The 15,795-nt window shown below is 68.5% G+C and carries 13 protein-coding genes and 1 tRNA gene; 6 read left to right on the top strand and 8 right to left on the bottom strand.

Going from position 1 to position 15,795, the window contains the following annotated elements:
- The first annotated feature begins 26 nt into the window (after positions 1 to 26).
- Complete coding sequence (locus FHX80_RS13940; RefSeq protein WP_145764492.1) at positions 27 to 755, top strand: class E sortase; 729 nt, start codon at positions 27 to 29, stop codon at positions 753 to 755.
- 112 nt (positions 756 to 867) lie between these two features.
- Here FHX80_RS13940 and pknB read toward each other — a convergent pair whose 3' ends face one another.
- The 6 genes from pknB to FHX80_RS13910 all read right to left on the bottom strand — a co-directional run bounded on the left by pknB (position 868) and on the right by FHX80_RS13910 (position 9,356).
- Positions 868 to 2,859, bottom strand: coding sequence for a Stk1 family PASTA domain-containing Ser/Thr kinase (pknB, locus tag FHX80_RS13935; RefSeq protein ID WP_145764491.1), 1,992 nt, complete (start codon positions 2,857 to 2,859; stop codon positions 868 to 870).
- 167 nt (positions 2,860 to 3,026) lie between these two features.
- Positions 3,027 to 4,499 (bottom strand): peptidoglycan D,D-transpeptidase FtsI family protein, encoded by a 1,473-nt coding sequence (locus tag FHX80_RS13930; RefSeq protein WP_145764490.1) that lies wholly within the window; start codon positions 4,497 to 4,499, stop codon positions 3,027 to 3,029.
- Between the two features lie 330 nt (positions 4,500 to 4,829).
- Entirely contained in the window at positions 4,830 to 6,287 is a 1,458-nt protein-coding gene (locus tag FHX80_RS13925; RefSeq protein WP_145764489.1) for an FtsW/RodA/SpoVE family cell cycle protein, read from the bottom strand.
- Positions 6,288 to 6,310: 23 nt separating this feature from the next.
- Complete coding sequence (locus FHX80_RS13920; RefSeq protein WP_145764488.1) at positions 6,311 to 7,807, bottom strand: Stp1/IreP family PP2C-type Ser/Thr phosphatase; 1,497 nt, start codon at positions 7,805 to 7,807, stop codon at positions 6,311 to 6,313.
- Positions 7,808 to 7,936: 129 nt separating this feature from the next.
- Positions 7,937 to 8,452: an FHA domain-containing protein FhaB/FipA gene (locus tag FHX80_RS13915; RefSeq protein WP_145764487.1), complete on the bottom strand. Its 516-nt coding sequence runs from the start codon at positions 8,450 to 8,452 to the stop codon at positions 7,937 to 7,939.
- Between the two features lie 10 nt (positions 8,453 to 8,462).
- The gene (locus tag FHX80_RS13910) at positions 8,463 to 9,356 is read right to left on the bottom strand and encodes an FhaA domain-containing protein (RefSeq protein ID WP_145764486.1); all 894 of its coding nucleotides are present in this window, start codon (positions 9,354 to 9,356) and stop codon (positions 8,463 to 8,465) included.
- Between the two features lie 317 nt (positions 9,357 to 9,673).
- On the opposite strand from FHX80_RS13910, the gene FHX80_RS13905 reads away from it, so the two are divergent.
- Positions 9,674 to 9,756, top strand: a tRNA-Leu gene (locus tag FHX80_RS13905).
- A 262-nt stretch (positions 9,757 to 10,018) separates the two neighbouring features.
- Here the strand turns inward: FHX80_RS13905 and FHX80_RS13895 are convergent.
- Positions 10,019 to 10,630 (bottom strand): FMN-dependent NADH-azoreductase, encoded by a 612-nt coding sequence (locus FHX80_RS13895; protein ID WP_145764485.1) that lies wholly within the window; start codon positions 10,628 to 10,630, stop codon positions 10,019 to 10,021.
- Between the two features lie 141 nt (positions 10,631 to 10,771).
- On the opposite strand from FHX80_RS13895, the gene FHX80_RS13890 reads away from it, so the two are divergent.
- The 4 genes from FHX80_RS13890 (at position 10,772) to FHX80_RS13875 (ending at position 14,228) form a co-directional block, all read left to right on the top strand.
- Positions 10,772 to 11,116, top strand: coding sequence for a winged helix-turn-helix transcriptional regulator (locus tag FHX80_RS13890; protein ID WP_145764484.1), 345 nt, complete (start codon positions 10,772 to 10,774; stop codon positions 11,114 to 11,116).
- Positions 11,117 to 11,280: 164 nt separating this feature from the next.
- Positions 11,281 to 12,732 carry a DUF2252 domain-containing protein gene (locus tag FHX80_RS13885; RefSeq protein ID WP_145764483.1) on the top strand — a complete coding sequence of 484 codons (1,452 nt, stop codon included), beginning with the start codon at positions 11,281 to 11,283 and terminating at the stop codon, positions 12,730 to 12,732.
- Positions 12,733 to 12,790: 58 nt separating this feature from the next.
- A complete protein-coding gene (locus FHX80_RS13880) occupies positions 12,791 to 13,837 on the top strand; it encodes a J domain-containing protein (protein WP_145764482.1) in 1,047 nt (348 codons plus the stop codon).
- Between the two features lie 46 nt (positions 13,838 to 13,883).
- On the top strand, positions 13,884 to 14,228 hold the full coding sequence (locus FHX80_RS13875) for a rhodanese-like domain-containing protein (protein WP_145764481.1): 345 nt from the start codon (positions 13,884 to 13,886) through the stop codon (positions 14,226 to 14,228).
- A gap of 186 nt (positions 14,229 to 14,414) precedes the next feature.
- Here FHX80_RS13875 and FHX80_RS13870 read toward each other — a convergent pair whose 3' ends face one another.
- Positions 14,415 to 15,704, bottom strand: a complete 1,290-nt coding sequence (locus tag FHX80_RS13870; RefSeq protein WP_145764480.1) for an acyl-CoA dehydrogenase family protein — start codon at positions 15,702 to 15,704, stop codon at positions 14,415 to 14,417.
- Positions 15,705 to 15,795: the final 91 nt, after the last annotated feature.

Genomic DNA, 15,795 nt, shown 5'->3' with positions numbered 1-15,795 from the left:
AACATCATCAGGACGGGGACGGTGCGGTGGCAGCGAGGACCGAGGACCTAGAGCAGACCGGCGAGTCCGCGCCCCCGGTGCGGCGCAGGCGCCGCCATCCCGTCGCGACCGCGGTGAGTGGCTTCGGTGAGCTCCTGATCACCGCAGGCCTGGTGCTCGGGCTCTTCGTCGTCTACTCCCTGTGGTGGACGAACGTGCTCGCCGACCGCGAGGCCACCAAACAGGGCCACACCGTCCGCGACCGCTGGGCCGACGGCCCGGGGGCGCTGGACACCAAGGACGGCATCGGCTTCCTGCACGTTCCGTCGATGAAGAACGGTGAGGTGCTCGTCAAGAAGGGCACCGACACCGAGAACCTCAACGACGGCGTCGCCGGCTACTACACCGACCCGGTGAAGTCGGCGCTCCCCTCGGCCAAGCAGGGCAACTTCACGCTGGCCGCCCACCGGGACGGCCACGGGGCGAAGTTCCACAACATCGACAAGGTACGGACCGGGGACGCGGTCGTCTTCGAGACCAAGGACACCTGGTACGTCTACAAGGTCTTCAAGGAACTGCCCGAGACGTCGAAGTACAACGTCGACGTGCTCCAGGAGGTCCCGGAGGGCTCGGGCAAGAAGAAGCCCGGCCGCTACATCACGCTGACGACGTGCACGCCTGTCTTCACGTCGAAGTACCGCTACGTCGTGTGGGGCGAGCTGGTCCGTACGGAGAAGGTCGACCGCGACCGTACGAAGCCGGCGGAGCTGCGCTGACGCGCGTCCTCCTTGACCCGTCCGGTCAACAGCACAGGGCCCCGGTCACCGTTGCGGTGCCGGGGCCCTGTGCTGTTGTCCGTGGTGTGAGCACGGGCGGGTGGGACGTGGTTCAGTGCCGGAAGCCGGCGGGGCCGCCGAAGATGTTGCCGCCGCCCTCGATGGTGACCAGCTGGACCGTGCTGCCCTTGTCGACCGGGGTGTTGGGGCCCGGAATGCTCGTGACCACCTTGGCATCCGGCTTGTCGACCGAGTTGGGAGCGAGCGTGACCGCCAGCTCCATGCCCTCCAGCTGGGCCTTCACTTCCTGGTAGGACTTGTTGGTGATGTCACCGGGGATGGTGACCTGCTCCGGCTCCGGCGGACCCTTGGACACTTCCAGGATGATGGCGGTGTACTTGGCGACCCGCTTGCCGGGCGCCGGGTTCTGGTTGACCACCTGGTTCGCCGGCTTGTCGGAGTCGACCTCGCGCTTGGCGATGTTCGTGAGCCCGTTGCCGTTGAGCTGGGTGACCGCTTCATCGTACGACCGGTCGCTATTGCTCACATCAGGCACGACGATCAGTTTCTCCGTCGCGACCGACAGCTTGACCTCGGAGTTCTTCTCGGCCTTGGCGTCGCCCTTCGGGGACTGTTCCAGGACCGTGTCCGGCGTCTCGTCGGCGGACTCGACCGAATCGATGGTGACCGTGAAGCCCTGGTCCTCAAGGGTCTTGCGCGCGTCGTCCTTGGACTTGCCCGTGACGTCCGGGACGGTGACCTTCGGCGCACCGGTGGAGACGAAGACCGTGAGGGTGTCGCCCTCCTTCATCATCTCGTCCGTCGTCGGGGTCTGACGGCAGATCTTCCCCTTGGGCTGGTCCTTGCACGCTTCCTTCGGACCGGCCTTGAGCACGATGGTGCTGTTCTCGGCGAGCTTCTGCGCTTCCTTGAAGTTGGAGCCGACCATATTGGGCGCCTTGAACGCGCTGTTGTCCTCGCCGTCACCGCCGAAGACCGCCTTGCTGATCAGGACTGCCCCGATCAGCACCAGGATGCCCGCGACGACCAGCAGGATCGTCGAGGTGTTGTTCTTTTTCTGCCGGCGGCGGTCGGGCCGGTCGTCGTAGCCGTAGCCGCCGTCGTCCGGATTGACCGGGGGCAGCATCGACGTCGGGGCGCCGTTCTGGTCCGCGGGGCGCAGGGCGGCGGTGGGCTGGTCGTTGCCGTAACCGTCGTAGCCGCCATAACCGGCCGCGCCCATGGCCGCGGTGGCGGCGACCGGCTGGCCGTCGAGGCACGCCTCGATGTCGGCGCGCATCTCGTCGGCCGACTGGTAGCGGTAGTCCGGGTCCTTGACCAGGGCCTTCAACACGATCGCGTCCATCTCGGGCGTGATCTCGGGGTCGAAGTTGCTGGGGGTCTGCGGCTCTTCCCGTACGTGCTGGTAGGCGACCGCGACGGGTGAGTCGCCGATGAACGGCGGCCGGACCGTCAGCAGCTCGTAGAGCAGGCAACCCGTCGAATACAGGTCCGATCGCGCATCGACCTGCTCGCCCTTGGCCTGCTCCGGGGAGAGGTACTGGGCGGTGCCGATGACGGCCGAGGTCTGGGTCATCGTCATACCGGAGTCGCCCATGGCACGGGCGATGCCGAAGTCCATGACCTTGACCTGGCCGGTGCGCGTCAGCATGACATTGGCCGGCTTGATGTCACGGTGGACGATGCCCGCGCGGTGCGAGTACTCCAGCGCCTGGAGGATGCCGACCGTCATTTCGAGGGTGCGCTCCGGCAGCAGTCTGCGGCCCGAGTGAAGCAGCTCTCTGAGCGTCGAGCCGTCGACGTACTCCATGACGATGTACGGGATCGAGACCCCGTCGACGTAGTCCTCACCGGTGTCGTAGACCGCGACGATCGCCGGATGGTTGAGCGAGGCGGCGGACTGGGCCTCACGGCGGAACCGGGCCTGGAAGGACGGGTCACGGGCGAGATCCGCCCGCAGCGTCTTCACAGCGACGGTGCGTCCGAGCCGGGTGTCGTGAGCGAGGTAGACCTCGGCCATGCCACCACGGCCGAGCACCGAGCCCAGCTCGTACCGGCCGCCGAGGCGACGCGGCTCTTCCATAACTGTTCCAGCCCTCTCCGTCAGTCCTGACCGCACCGGTGTGCGGTCCGGCGGTGTGCTGTTCGCGCATACGCTACCGGCCGCGCACTACCTGATCGGTCCGGAGTCCGGACCTGATATCCGACCGGTATCCGAAGACACAGGTATGACGCCTGGTGTGGCGGTCATCACTTGTCGGTGACGGCCTTCATGACGGCCCTGGCGATCGGGGCGGCCAGACCGCCACCGGAGATGTCGCCCCGGTTCGCATCGCTGTCCTCGACCACCACGGCCACGGCGACGGGAAAGCCCTTGTCGGTCTTGGCGTACGAGATGAACCAGGCGTACGGCTTCTCGCTGTTGTTGAGGCCGTGTTGCGCCGTACCCGTCTTGCCGCCGACGGTGACGCCGGGGATCTGGGCGTTCTTGCCGGTGCCGTCCTGGACGACCGTCTGCATCATCGACTGCAGGATCTGGGCATTCTCCGAGGTGAGCGGGCGGCTCAGCTCCTCCGGGGCGGTCTGCTCCAGGGTGTCAAGGCTGGGCGACTGGACCTTGTCGACCATGTACGGCTTCATCAGCTTGCCGTCGTTGGCGATCGCCGCGACGACCATGGCCATCTGCAGCGGGGTCGCGGCGGTGTTGAACTGACCGATCGAGGACAGCGCGGTCTGCGATTTGTTCATGTCCTTGGAGAACACCGAGGCGTTGGAGCGAACGGGGGTGAACTGCTCCTCGTTGAAGCCGAACTTCTCCGCCTCCTCGAGCATCTTGTCGTTGCCGAGGTCGGCGCCGATCTTGCCGAAGACGGTGTTGCAGGACATCCGCAGCGCCTCACGCATGCTGACGTTCTTGCAGGGGATGTTGTTCTCGTTCGTCAGTTGGGTGTTGGTGCCCGGCATGGTCCACGGCAGTGGGGAGTCGGTGTGCTGATCGGCCGAGGTGTACTTGCCGTTCTCCAGCGCGGCAGCCGCGGTGACCACCTTGAAGGTGGAGCCCGGCGGGTAGGTCTCGCGCAGCGCCCGGTTCAGCATCGGGTCGCTGGGGTTGTTCTCCTTCCGCAGCTTCTTCCAGGCCTCGCCGTCGGCGTTGGAGGAGCCGGCGATCGACGATGGGTCGTACGACGGGTAGGAGGCCAGCGCGAGGATCTTGCCGGTGGACGGCTCCAGGGCGACGACGGCACCCTTGCCGCGGTTCTTGAGGCCGTCGTACGCCGCCTTCTGTGCCGCCAAGTTCAGCGTGGTGACGACGTTGCCGCCCTGCTTCGGCTTGCCGGTGAGCATATCCAGGGTGTTGCGGAAGAAGAGCCGGTCGTCGTTGCCGGTGAGGATGCCGTCCTCAACTCCCTCGAGGAAGTTTCCGCCGAACGCCTGCGAGGCATAGCCGGTGACGGGCGCCCACATCGGGCCATCCTTGTATGTCCGCTTGTACTTCAGATCGTTGAGCCCGTTGCTCTTGGTCTCCGTCGACCCGGTGACCGGGGTGCCGCCGACGGTGATGTCGCCGCGCGGGGCGGCGTAGCGGGCGATGTTGACGCGGCGGTTGTTCTCGTTGCTCTTGAGGCTGTCGGCCTGGACGTACTGGAGCCAGTTGGCGCGGACAAGCAGCGCGAGAATCAAGAAGCCACAGAAGATAGCGATCCGGCGCAGGGGCTTGTTCACGTCCGGCCTTTCCACAAGCCAACAGGCGCGCCTGTTGCTTCAGTTTCTCGGGGCGCTGGTCTGAGGCGCTCATCCTTGGCTGCTTATCAGTCTAGAGGTAGTGGCTATGGGCGCAGGCAGACCCGTGACAGTCGCTCACCGGTAGACGCACCAGATGCTCAGAGGGTTCCGGGATATGCAAACGGCTTCCAGCTCAGCGCACGCCGGGCCGGAAGCCGCTTTGTTAGGAGGTTGCCGAGGCGCTGCTCAGCACTTCGGCACGGAGGCGCCGCCGGACACCCGGAAAACGAGTGACACCATCACAAAGGATCTTGAGGGATGTGGCAATGATCACACTGCAGTGGGGCCGGAGTTGCTGGGACGGACCACCTGCGTCATCTCGGCGTCGGGGCTGGGGGCGGGTGACGGAGCCGGTCTGCGGGCCGTGTCGCTGATGCGCAGCAGGATGCCGATCAGTGCCCAGTTGGCGATGACGGAGGATCCGCCGTAGGCCAGGAAGGGCATCGTCATACCGGTCAGCGGGATGAGCCCCATGACGCCGCCGGCGACCACGAAGACCTGGAGCGCGAGGGCACCGGACAGGCCGATGGCCAGCAGTTTGCCGAACGGGTCGCGGGCGGCGAGGGCGGTGCGTATGCCGCGTTCCACGATCAGGGCGTAGACCAGCAGGATCGCCATGAGGCCGGCCAGACCCAGCTCCTCGCCGAAGGTGGCGAGGACGAAGTCGGAGTTGGCAGCGAACTTGATGAGATCGGAGTGGCCCTGGCCGAGGCCGGAGCCGAGGGTGCCGCCGGATCCGAAGGCCCACAGCGCCTGCTGGAGCTGGTCGGAGTGCAAGAAGCCGTCGTGGGTCACCATCCGGCTGAGCTTGTACTCGCCCATCGGGTTGAGCCAGGCCTGGACACGCCCCTGCACGTGCGGTTCGAAGCTGGCCACGCCAACCGCTCCCGCCGCGGACATCATGAGACCGAAGACGATCCAGCTGGTCCGCTCGGTGGCGACGTACAGCATGATGATGAACATTCCGAAGAACAGCAGCGACGTACCGAGGTCGGTCTCGAAGACCAGGATGAGGATCGAGATCGCCCACACGACCAGGATCGGCCCGAGGTCGCGGCCGCGCGGCAGGTACAGGCCCATGAAGCGGCGGCTGGCCAGGGCGAGCGCATCCCGCTTCACCATCAGATAGCCGGCGAAGAAGATCGCGAGCACGATCTTCGCGAACTCACCGGGCTGGATGGAGAATCCGGCGACCGAGATCCAGATCTTGGCGCCGTAGGTGAGCTCGGCGCCGAGGCCCGGTACCAGCGGCAGTAGCAGCAGGATCAGCGCGCCGACCATGGAGATGTACGTGTAGCGCTGCAGGGCCCGGTGGTCCTTGAGGAAGATCAGCACGGCCGCGAGCAGCGCGATCCCCAACCCCGTGTAAATCAGCTGGCGGGACGCCGTCGAGCCGGCTTGGTGGATGGTCTGCAGCAGCTTGGACTGGTCAAGCCGCCAGATGACCACCAGCCCCAGCCCGTTGAGCAGTGTGGCCAGTGGCAGCAGCAGCGGGTCCGCGTACGGGGCGAACTTGCGCACCACGAGGTGAGCAACGCCGCCGAGCAGGATGAGTCCTGCTCCGTAACCGAACATGCCGGACGGGAGGCTCCCGTCGATGGCGAGGCCCACGTTGGCGTAGGCGAACACCGAGATGGCGATGGCGAAGACCATCATCATCAGTTCGGTGTTGCGCCGGCTCGGTGCGTCGATCGCGCCGATGGTGGTCGTGTTGGTGACAACGCTCATGGTGCTGAAGGCCCCCTACGGCTTTACTGCTTACCGCACTGCGGGACCAGCTTCTTCTCTTCCTCCGAGAGGCTGGGACCAGGAGTGGGAGTCGCTGAAGTCTGCTTGGTCTTGGTGGCGCCGGACGACGAGGACGTCTTGGTGGCGTCCGTGTCCGTACTGCCGGCCTGGCCCTCGTCGCTGGGGGCGTTCTTCTCGGCTGCGCGGCGCTGTGCGTCCTTCTTGCAGGCGGTCGCCTGGGTGGCGAGTTCGGTGATCTTCTCGCGGGCGTCGGCGAGGCTGCCCTCGGCGATGGTCGCCTCGACCTGCTTGCGCTGGTAGGGCGGGAGGTACTTGAGTTCGATCTCGGGGTGGTCGTTCTCCACCTTCGAGAGCGAGACCCAGGCGAGGTCCTGGCTGATGCCCCGGTACAGCGCGACGTTGTCGTTCTTCGCGCCGACGTAGAACTGGGTCTGGGTCCAGCGGTATCCGCCGTACAGACCGCCGCCGATGACGGCCAGGGCGAGCACGACGTACAGCGAGCCCTTGAGCCACCTGCGGCCGCCTGGCTTGACGAAGTCGTCGTCGGAGTAGGACCCGAAGGACCCGTCCGGCATTCCGTCGTAGCCGCCGTCGTCACCGCTGCCGGGAGGGCCGAAGCCGCCCGAGGGCGGCGGGACGGGGCGGCCGAGGCCGGCCGCGCGTCCGGCGGGGGTCTCCATCGCGCCGCCGTCGTTCAGCTGGGCGGCCTGGTTCTCCGCGACCGCGCCGACGATGACCGGGGTGTCGTTGAGCTGCGCGGCCAGGGTGTCGTTGCTGTCGACGTCGAGGACGTCCGCGACGATGCAGGTGATGTTGTCCGGGCCGCCGCCGCGCAGGGCGAGCTGGATCAGGTCCTGGATGGTCTCCTGAGGGCCCTGGTAGCTGGCGAGCGTCTCCTCCATCGTCTGGTGGGAGACGACGCCGGAAAGGCCGTCGGAGCAGATCAGGTAACGGTCGCCGGCCCGGACCTCACGGATGGAGAGGTCGGGTTCGACGTGGTCGCCACTGCCCAGTGCGCGCATCAGCAGGGAGCGCTGCGGGTGGGTGGTGGCCTCCTCCTCGGTGATCCGGCCCTCGTCGACCAGGCGCTGGACCCAGGTGTGGTCCTGCGTGATCTGGGTCAGTACACCGTCACGCAGCAGGTACGCGCGTGAGTCGCCGACGTGCACGAGGCCGAGACGCTGGCCCGTCCAGAGAAGGGCGGTGAGCGTGGTGCCCATGCCCTCCAGCTGCGGGTCCTCCTCGACCATCATGCGCAGCTGGTCATTGGCCCGCTGGACCGCCGTACCGAGCGAAGTGAGGATGTCGGAGCCCGGTACGTCGTCGTCCAGCTGGACGAGCGTGGAGATCACCTCGGAGCTGGCGACCTCACCGGCTGCCTGGCCGCCCATGCCGTCGGCGATGGCGAGAAGACGTGGTCCGGCATAGCCGGAGTCCTCGTTGCCTTCCCGGATCATGCCCTTGTGCGATCCGGCGGCGAAGCGCAGGGAAAGACTCATGCGCACCTCGCCCGTCGGTTCGGGGTACAGCCGGTCTCGAGCCACACTGCCCACCCTCCGGTCGGGAGCCCGCACGGGTCCGATGCCCGGGCCGCCGCGGCTCGCTCGCTCCGCTCGCTCATTGTCGTACTACTTCCGCAGCTCGATGACGGTCTTGCCGATCCGGATCGGCGCGCCCAGCGGAACAGGCGTCGGGGTGGTGAGACGGGTCCGGTCCAGATACGTGCCGTTGGTGGACCCGAGATCCTCGACGATCCACTGACCGTCACGGTCGGGGTAGATCCTGGCATGCCTGCTGGACGCGTAGTCGTCGTCCAGCACGATCGTTGAATCATGGGCCCGGCCCAGCGAGATGGTCTGCCCCTGGAGCGCCACCGTAGTGCCGGTCAGGGTGCCCTCGGACACGACCAGCTTGGTCGGTGCCCCACGGCGCTGGCGGCCGGGTTGCTGGCGCTGCTGCGGTGGTGCCGCGGCGGTTTGGCGTGCCTGTGGCGGGCGCGCGTCGGTGGCAGTGCGGCGTGAGCCGCGCTGCGTCACGCGCGTTCCGAACAGGTCGCTGCGGATGACCTGGACGGCCACGATCACGAACAGCCACAGAACAGCCAGGAATCCTAGCCGCATGACCGTAAGGGTCAGCTCTGACATTGCCCCCGCTTCACCCTTCGGCTTGCCGGTAAACGATGGTGGTGTTGCCCACGACGATCCGCGAGCCGTCGCGGAGCGTAGCGCGGGTTGTGTGCTGCCCGTCTACCACGATGCCGTTGGTAGACCCGAGATCCTGGATCGTCGAGGGCGTTCCGGTCCGGATCTCACAGTGCCGGCGGGAAACGCCGGGGTCGTCGATCCGCACGTCGGCGTCGGTGCTGCGGCCCATCACCAACGTCGGGCGGGAGATCTGATGGCGGGTGCCGTTGATCTCGATCCAGCGTCGCACCTGCGTGTTCGGCAGGGGGCTGGGGGTGGCCGGCGGGCGCCGGTCGGATGCGGGTGCCGCGGGCCGCCCGGCGCCCGGCGGTGGGGTCGCGGGCATGGGCGGGGCGGAGGTGGGCGGATAGCCGTAGCCACCGGGGGCCTGCGGGGCGGCGGGGCGCCCCTGGCCGGGACGCGTGGGCTGGGCGGGCTGTCCGGGCTGGTTCTGGAACCCGTGCTGGTCGGGCTGGCCCTGCTGCGAGGAACTCGACGCCAGAGTGCGGCTGCGTACCCGGTAGAGACCGGTGTCGAGGTCGTCGGCCTTCTCCAGATGGACCTTGATGGGGCCCATGAAGGTGTACCGCTGCTGCTTCGCGTAGTCGCGCACCAGGCCCGAGAGCTCGTCGCCCAGCTGGCCGGAGTACGGGCTGAGCCGCTCGTAGTCGGGGGCGCTGAGCTCGACGATGAAGTCGTTCGGGACGACGGTCCGCTCGCGGTTCCAGATGGTGGCGTTGTTGTCGCACTCCCGCTGGAGGGCTCCCGCGATCTCGACAGGCTGCACCTCGGACTTGAAGACCTTGGCGAAAGTGCCATTGACGAGACCTTCGAGACGTTGCTCGAAACGCTTCATGACTCCCACGGGGCACCTCCTCCGGTGTCGTCGTCCCTGTACTGCTTACTGATCGTATCCACGCGTCGGGAAATCGGCTGGTTCCCCTTGTCTGCACTGCAGATGAGTGTCCCCCCTCACACGGATCGTAGAGGCGGCCTCCTGACAGTGTCCCGCACCTTGGGTGCACTCAGGAGGAGTGGGGGGCGGCCGCTCCGGGTTCCCGTTTCCCGTCATGCGTTCGGCGAAACAAACGGATGTGAATCCACCCTGCCCAGCGTGCTAATCTTCCGGATGTCGCCAGGGGCTCGCACCGAAAAGTGAGAGATTCTGGAAACACCACTCATGCGCGAGTGGCGGAACGGCAGACGCGCTGGCTTCAGGTGCCAGTGTCCTTAGGGACGTGGGGGTTCAAATCCCCCCTCGCGCACAAGAGAGAAGCCCCGCAGACCACGGTCTGCGGGGCTTCTTCGGTTTGCTCTCCGGCTCGGGGCGGGTGGGGGTTGGCGCTGGTCTATGTGGAGATTGGGGCCGGTTGCCAGGGGATTGGTGCCGGGCTTGGTTTCACGTGAAACGCCCGATTGGTTCTCGCTGGAGCTGGAGCTGGAGCTGGAGCTGGAGCTGGAGCTGGAGCTGGAGCTGGTGCTGGTGCTGCCGGTTGCGTTGGGCTCGGGCGATGGTTTCGGCGCGCCTCAGGCGGCGAGCCGGGACGCGAGGGTCTTGGCCTTCTCCGCGGCTTCGCTGAACGCCTTGGCGCGGGAGGTGTCGGCGAGCGGGATGAGCTCGGCCATCTCCGGCTTGGTGCGGGCCAGGGTCAGCTCCGGGACGATGAAGTCGACCTCGGCGGCGAACATCGACGTCAGCAGCTTCGCCAGATAGTTCTGGACGAACTCGGCGTCCTCGCGCGGGGTACCGGGAGCGTAGGAACCGCCACGACTGGCGACGACCGTGATCGGGGTGTCGGCCACCGGGCTGTCGGGGCCGACGTTGTGGCCGGCGATGATCACGTGGTCGAGCCATGCCTTCAAGGTCGACGGAATCGTGAAGTTGTACATCGGCGCACCGATCAGGACCGCGTCCGCGGCGGCCAGCTCGGCGGCGAGTTCGCCACGCAGCGGGTGCTCGACGCCGGCGGCGACGGCCGCGGCGTTCAGGTGCGGCAGCGGCTCGGCGGCGAGATCGCGGTAGACGACCTGTCCGTCGGGGTGCTGTTCGCGCCAGGTCCGCACGAATGCGGCGGTGACCTCGCGGGACGCGGAGCCCTGGGGGAATACGGCGGAGTCGAGGTGCAGCAGTGTGGCCATGGGGGTCTCCACGGGTTTTGGTAGGGGAGGGGGGAGGTGGCGGCGGATCGGCGAGGCAAGGTACTTTTTTGTGCGCACCTAGTAATAACATAGTGGCTTACTAATCGTAAGCTCCCCACGCTCACGCAGTACCCTGGGCTCATGGCGGATCACAGCGAGCAGGCGTGCCGACAGGTCGACGGGAGCATCAGTCGCGTCTTCGAGCTGTTCGGCAAGCGTTGGACGGGGCCGATCGTCTCCGTGCTGCTTCAGCGGCCCGTGCACTTCGCTGATCTGCGGCGAGCGATTCCGGGCATCAGCGAGCGCATGCTCTCGGACCGGCTTTCCGAACTGGGGGCGGCGGGTCTGGTGGTCCGTGAGGTGGACGAGGGGCCCCCGCTGCGGGTTTCGTACCGCCTGACGCAAGCCGGTGCCGCGATGGAGCCCGCGCTCAAGGAGCTGGGACGCTGGGCGGAGACGCATCTGAAGGATGGTGGCGGCTGTTAGTTGTCCACAGGCGGGCCCGGTTCGTCATCCACAGGAGCAGACGGCCGCCGTTGAACGGCGGTACCGTCGTCCGTAGTTGATGTTGGACCGGGATGTCGGACGCCGGCCGCCGGAGGGCGTGCGGTGCCCGGTGGCTTTGGGCGGGGGCAGGAGAGCTGTGCGCCATGGGTGAGACCGAAGCGGAAGAGTCGGTACAGCGGGCTGTGAAGGATGATCCGCGGCTTCCGGTCGTGCCCGGGTTCGCCCGCCGCGCTCACCCGAAGGACCGGGGTGACCCGCAACCGCCCAGAGAGGCGGGCAAGGCGCTGCGTGAGCGTGTGCCCCGCTCCTCGCACGAGTCGCTGGCCCTGCCCGCGGGCCGGCCCGACGCGGTGCGGGCGGTCGAGGAGTCGAACCGGGGCCGGGTGCCCGCGCTCACGCCGATCCGGGTGGGGCGCATGGCTGCCACCCCGTTCGCCTTCCTCCGGGGTTCGGCCGGGCTGATGGCCCACGACCTGGTGGGCACTCCCGTCACCGGAGTGGAAGCCCAGCTCTGCGGTGATGCGCATGCGGCCAACTTCGGGCTGTACGGCGACGCGCGGGGCAACCTGATCATCGACCTGAACGACTTCGACGAGACCGTGGCCGGGCCGTGGGAGTGGGACCTCAAGCGCCTTGCCACCTCGTTGGTGCTCGCGGGCCGCGAGGCGGGCGCGGACGAGGAAACGTGCCGCAGGGGTGCGTACGACGCGGTGGGCGCCTACCGGCGGACGATGAGGCTGCTGGCCAAGCTGCCCGCGCTCGACGCCTGGAATGCCGTCGCCGACGAGGAGCTCGTCTCGTACACGGACGCGCGGGATCTGCTCGGCACGCTGGAGCGGGTCGCGGAGAAGGCCCGTAACAACACCAGCGCCCGCTTCGCGGCCAAGTCCACGGAGGACTTCGGGGACGGCGGACGCCGGTTCGTCGACGCACCGCCGGTGCTGCGCCGGGTGCCGGACGCGGAGGCCGCGTCCGTGGCGGCGGGGCTCGGCGAGTATCTGGGCACCGTCTCGCAGGACCGGGTTCCGCTGCTCGCCCGGTATGCGATCCACGATGTGGCGTTCCGGGTGGTCGGCACAGGGAGTGTGGGCACCCGGTCGTATGTGGTGCTGCTGCTGGACCACCGGGGCGAGCCGCTGGTGCTGCAGGTGAAGGAGGCCAGGGCCTCGGTGCTGGCGCCCCATCTGCCCGCCGCGGGTTTCGAGGTGCCGGAGGTGGGACACGAGGGGCGTCGGGTGGTGCTCGGGCAGCAGCGGATGCAGGTCGTCAGCGACATCCTGCTGGGCTGGACGACCGTGGACGGGCGGCCCTTCCAAGTGAGGCAGTTCAGGAACCGCAAGGGCAGCGTCGACCCGGCGGCCCTGATGGCCGAACAGGTCGACGACTACGGCCGGATGACCGGCGCGCTGCTGGCCCGCGCTCACGCACACAGCGCCGATCCGAGGCTGATCGCGGGCTACTGCGGCAAGAACGACGTGCTGGACGAGGCGGTGGCGGCGTTCGCCGTGACCTACGCGGACCGTACGGAGGCGGACCACGCCGAGCTCGTGCGGGCGATAGGCGCGGGGCGCATAGCCGTCGAGCCGGGGGTGTGACGCCCGTTCCGCCGACCGCGCGTCCCCGGGGCGTGGGCGGTGGCCATACGCTGGACGGGTGACCCACGAAGCCGCCGGGGTGCCGACCACCCGGAACGACGATGACCGGCAGGACCACGACCGTCAGCACGAGCAGTCCGGCCGCCCTGCCGACGCACGTGCGGAGGCCGCTCCCACCGAGGCCCCGGCCACCGGTGCCGCAGCAGACGGTGCCCCGGCAGACGGTGCCCCGGCAGCCGACGCCGCAGAGGCCGGAGGAGCTGGTGGCGGAAACGCTGACGGCGGCGGCGGCGGAATCGCTGAGCAGGCGCGGCCCGAGGCGCGGCCCGAGGCGCGGCCCGAGGCGCGGCTCGCGCACGCTGTGCGGGTGGCCGAGCAGGCTCTGATCGAGTTCGAGATCGCGGTGGAGACCTTCCGGGTCGAGGTGGAGAACTTCTCCCGGCTGCACCACCAGCGGCTGGGCCCGATGTACGCGCGTCTCGACGAGCTCGATGCGCAGATCGCGGAGGCACGGGCCGCGAGGACCGGCGATCCCGAGGATCTGCGCAAGGCGCAGGAGGCGCGGGCGATCGTGATGCCCATGCCGGGTGTCGACGAGCTGTTCCACGACTGGATGGACTCCGAGGGGCTGTCCCCCGAGGCGAGCGCGATGCTGACCGAGCAGCCCGTCCGGCCGCCGAAGCGGGTCCGGCCGACCGAGGAGGCCCGCAAGCTGTACCGCGAGCTGGCCCGCAAGGCCCATCCGGATCTGGCACAGGACGAGAAGGAGCGGGCTCGCCGGGACGAGTTCATCACCCGCGTCAACGCCGCGTACGGGCGCGGGGACGAGGCACTGCTCAAGGAGCTGGCCCAGGAGTGGGCGGCCGGTCCGGCCGCTCCGGAAGCGGAGCTGGGCGAGGCCGACGAGCTCTACGCCCGGCTGAACTGGCTGACCCAGCGCAAGGAACTGCTGACGGTGCTCGCCCAGGAGCTGGAGCAGAGCGCGATCGGCGCCATGCTGCGGATGGCCCCGGACGATCCGGATCACCTGCTCGAAGAGATCGCCGATCAGCTGCTGGGCGAGGTGTCGCAGCGTGAGGCGGAACTGGCAGGTCTGGTGCAGTAGCGTTTCCGTTGACTTCGGAGCGTATTCACGAGAGAAGGCATGACCCATGAATTACGGCCCGCTTCCCACGGTCGATGTCGCGGCGGTGCCGGTGGACGGCTTCGTGCTGGACGTCCGGGAGGACGACGAATGGGCGGCCGGGCACGTCGACGGCGCCCTGCACATTCCGATGAGTGGCTTCGTGGCCCGCTTCGGTGAGCTGACCGCGGCAGCCGAGGACGGCCGCCGCGTGTATGTGATGTGCCGGGTCGGCGGCCGGTCCGCCCAGGTCACCCAGTACCTGGTGCAGCAGGGCATCGACGCCGTGAACATCGACGGCGGAATGCTCGCCTGGGACGGTGCCGGGCGCCCGATGGTCGCCGACAGCGGCAACCCGGCCTTCGTCGCCTGACCGGAACATCTTCGGCCCCGGTCTCTTCGGCCCCGGTCTCTTCGGCCCCGGTCTCTTCGGCCCGGGTCTCTTCCAACGGGGCCCCGTCCACCGGGGCCTCTTGGGTTGCGACCCTGCCACCGGGGCCTCTTGGACCCCGTTCCCGGGAGTCTTTCGGCCCGGGCCCCGTCCGGCTCCTCGGTGCGTTCAGTCGAGGGAGTGTGCGGCCAGTAGGTCGCCCAGTGCCTCCTCGTGGGCCGCGGCCGGGCCGAGGGAGAGCTCGATCTGCTTCGCCCAGGCGTGGAAGCGGTGCAGCGGGTAGTCGGTGTCCGCGCCGAAGCCACCGTGCAGGTGCTGTGCCGTCTGCACGACCCGGCGAACCCCGTCGGATGCCCAGATCTTCGCCACCGCGACATCGCCCGCAGGCGGCAGCGTGCCGCTCCCGCCGCTTGCGATCCGCCAGGCCGCCTGCCAGAGGGTGACCTCCATGGCCCGCAGATCGATGTAGCGGTCGGCGGTCTGCACGGCGACGGATTGGAAGGTCGCCACGGGGAAGCCGAACTGCTCGCGCTTTCCGGTGTACTGGCTCGTCATGGCCAGTACGGCCTTACCCAGTCCCAGCGCGAGTGCGCAGGTTCCGGTGGTGAGCAGCGCGTGCAGCCATTCCCAGGCACCGGCGGCGTCGATCAGCTCGCGGCGCCTGATCCGTACCGCGTCCAGCCGTACCTCGCCGAACAGCTCGCCGTTGGTGGATACCTGCTCGGCAATGGTGACACCGTCTTGGCCGCGGCTGACCAGGGCCAGGACGGCCCGGCCCTCCCCGGTGTGGGCGGGCACCGCGATCCAGTTCGCGGTCTGCGCCCACGGCACGGCCGACTGCACACCGTCGAGTACCCAGACAGCCTCGCAGCTGTTGCCGCCGTCGCCGTCGGCCCTGCTCGTGTCCCCTGTGGTCCCGCTCGTGCCCCCTGCGGCCCTGCTCGCGTCGCCGTCGGCCCTGCTCCCTGCGGCCCTGCTCGCGTCGCCGTCGGCCCTGCTCCCTGCGGCCCTGCTCGCGTCGTCGTCCAGGCGGGCCGTGACGGCGAGTTCGGCCGGATCGTGGCCGGAGCGCCCATTGGCCCCGACGGTGAGGACCAGCTCACCCCGGCCGACGGCGGGCAGCAGCTCGGCTGCCAGTGCCTCGTCGCCGTACCGCTGGATCGCCATCGCGACCGTGCACGTCTCCAGTACAGGGACCCGCGCCAGGACCTTCGCGGACTCGCGCAGCACCAGGCAGAGCGCGATCAGGTCGAGGCCGGCCCCGCCGTGCTCGGGCGACAGCGGCAGGCTCAGCAGATCCCCGGCGGCGAGAGCTGCCCACAGCGGCCTGTCGATGTCCTCGGCCACCGCACCCGGTACGAGTGCGGGGCTGGGAACCGCGTCGGGCACAACGCCCGAGAAGACCGCTCGTGCCGCCTCTACGGCTGCCTGCTGTTCCTCGGTGAAGTTGAAGTCCACTGTCCTGGCCTCCCGCGAACCGCTTTGCCCGTACCCAGACCTGACGGGTCGTCAAGATAGAACAGGTTCTACAAGAACGGAACAGGTGCGG

Origin of the sequence: Streptomyces brevispora, from assembly GCF_007829885.1 — a bacterium.
Lineage (GTDB): Bacteria > Actinomycetota > Actinomycetes > Streptomycetales > Streptomycetaceae > Streptomyces > Streptomyces brevispora.
This window is presented reverse-complemented; position numbering and strand designations above follow the sequence as displayed.